This window comes from Ornithinimicrobium jinqii, from assembly GCF_045032595.1.
Taxonomy (GTDB): domain Bacteria; phylum Actinomycetota; class Actinomycetes; order Actinomycetales; family Dermatophilaceae; genus Ornithinicoccus.
The window spans coordinates 1-2,371 of sequence record NZ_JBJFZS010000028.1 but is presented as its reverse complement, the minus strand read 5'-3'; the positions used below and the strand labels follow the sequence as shown (position 1 = coordinate 2,371).

General features: G+C 71.8%; 2 protein-coding genes. Both read right to left on the bottom strand.

Annotation, left to right across the window (positions count from 1 at the left end; all coding sequences use genetic code 11):
* Positions 1-407: 407 nt before the first annotated feature.
* Positions 408-1,379: a zinc-binding dehydrogenase gene (locus tag ACI3ET_RS13225; protein ID WP_405033529.1), complete on the bottom strand. Its 972-nt coding sequence runs from the start codon at positions 1,377-1,379 to the stop codon at positions 408-410.
* A gap of 79 nt (positions 1,380-1,458) precedes the next feature.
* The gene (locus ACI3ET_RS13220; RefSeq protein ID WP_405033528.1) at positions 1,459-2,298 is read right to left on the bottom strand and encodes a tRNA pseudouridine synthase A; all 840 of its coding nucleotides are present in this window, start codon (positions 2,296-2,298) and stop codon (positions 1,459-1,461) included.
* Positions 2,299-2,371: the final 73 nt, after the last annotated feature.

Genomic DNA, 2,371 nt, shown 5'->3' with positions numbered 1-2,371 from the left:
CAAGACATGGTGGCCAAAAAAGATAAAACATTGGCATCAATAATCTGACACGCTGTTGAGTTCTCAAGGATCGGACGCACACCACCAACACCACACTCATCAAGTGCACTGCTACCTGGGGCAACCTCTCTAGCCTACATCAGCTGCTTCCCGTCACCCAAATCCGTGTGTCGGACGAGGATGATGTGCGGAGCTGCTGGTGGGGCTGGGCCGCATCCACTTTCGCGTCTGCAGCGAAGTGCAACTCTACACCCGCGAGGGCGGCAGAGCCAACTCCCCCGGTCGCCGTCACGTCCGTGCAGGTCAGGAGCTTGCGACGCGCTCAGTCAGGCCGCGTGCGGTCCTGTGCTTCCCAGGCGCGCCGACCGGGCAGCGTTGCTGCCGGTCGGGCAACGCCCTGCGTCCGGTCACGGGGTGATGCCGATCTTGCCCACCAGCTCGCCGGACGCCATCCGGGCCAGGGCTGCGCGCGCGTCGGCGAGGGGGAAGGTGCTGTCGATCGCCGGGCGCAGGCGGGCGGTCGTCACGAAGCGAGCGAGCGATGCGAGCTCGTCGAGGGTGCCCATGGTGGACCCGACCACGCGCAGCTGCTTGAAGAAGATCTTCGTGAGCTCGGCCCGGGCGGGCGCGTCGCCCGAGGTGGCGCCGCAGATGACGATCGTCCCACCGGGCCGAAGTGCGTTGACGGAGTGCGACCAGGTGGCCGCGCCGACGCTCTCGAGGACGGCGTCGACACGCGCGGGCAGCCGCTCCCCCGCTCCGAACACCTGGGCAGCGCCCAGGTCGAGCGCGCGCCGCCTCTTGGTCTCGTCCCGGGCGGTCACCCACACGGTGAGTCCGGCCGCGGACCCGAGCTGGATGAGTGCCGTGGCCACTCCACCACCCGCGCCCTGCACCAGCACGGTGTCACCGGGACGGACGGCGGCGTTGCGGAAGAGCATCCGGTAGGCGGTGAGCCAAGCGGTCGACAGGACAGCACCCTCCACGGCACTCAGGTGCGCGGGCTTGGGCACCCAGTGACCGTCGGGCACCGTCACCTTCTCAGCGAGGGTGCCCTGGTGCAGCTCGGAGAGCAGCGAGCGGCGAGGGTCCAGCGTGATGTCGTCCGCCCATCCGGGCGTCCCGCTGACGACCGGCAGCAGGACGACCTCGCCGAGCTCGGGGTGGGCGGCGACGGCGTCGCAGCCCAGGATCATGGGGAGCCGGTCCGTGCTCAGGCCCACTCCCTTGAGCGACCACAGGTCGTGGTGGTTCAGGCCGGCCGCGACGACCGGCAGGACCACCCATCCGTCCTGCGCCTGGGGCTCGGGCCTCTCGCCCACCTCAAGGGCGGAGAGCGGGTCGTCGGCAGACAGTGAGGCGGCGTAGGCGGCGAGCATGCTGCCGACCCTACTAACGGAGCCCGACCCTGCGCGGTGGGACCACGACGCGTCCGGTCCGGCCCCACGACGCGTCGCGTCAAGGGTGGTCGAGGGTGCGCACGGCGCGGCTCTCCCGGTCCCGCCGCGCCAGCGCCTCCTCGCCCGCGGGGTAGACGACCTCCTCGAGGCACAGGCCGTGGGCCGGCATCACCTGCACGGCCGGGTCACGACGCCCCGCGCCGGCGACCTCGAGCAGCCACTCCACGGGCCGTCGGCCCTCCCCCACTGCCACCACCCCGCCCACCAGCGCCCGCACCATGCTGTGGCAGAACGCGTCGGCCACCACGGTCCCCAGCACGACGCCGTCGGGGAGCCGCTCCCAGCGGTGCTCCAGGAGGGTGCGCACGGTGGTGGCCCCCTCCCTCGGTCGGCAGAAGGCCGCGAAGTCGCGCAGACCCAGCAACGAGGCACCCGCGCGCGCCATCATCTCCGCGTCGACGGGCCGCCGTGCCAGGACCGTGTCCTTGCGGCGCAGCGGGTCGAGCAGCCAGGGCCGGTCCAGGAGCCGGTAGCTGTACCGACGCCGCAGAGCCGAGAAGCGCGCGTCGAAGACGTCGGGCACCACGAGCGCGCTGCGGACGACGACGTCGGCCGGCAGCACCCCTCGCAGCCTGCGGACCAGCGCGTCGCCCGGCGACCGTCCCGAGCTCGCCGTCACCGCACCCCAGACCTGGGGGTCCAGGTCCAGGTGGCAGACCGAGCCGCGCGCATGCACCCCCGCGTCCGTGCGCCCGCCCACCGTCAGAGTCGGCACGCCGGTACGCAGCACCGTGGCGAGAGCGCGCGCGAGCTCCTCCTCCACGGTGCGCAGACCCGGCTGTCGGGCCCAGCCGGAGAAGTCCGTGCCGTCATAGGCGAGGTCGATCCTGATGCGCACGCACCCATCCTGCCGTCGACCTGCGGACGCGGGGAGGGGGGGGTGGCTAGAAAAGGGGGGGGGGGAGTGGTTT

What these genes read in the sequence shown, in the direction of transcription:
- ACI3ET_RS13225 (WP_405033529.1), bottom strand. Translation starts at nt 1,379, where the DNA reads ATGCTCGCCGCCTACGCCGCCTCACTGTCTGCCGACGACCCGCTCTCC.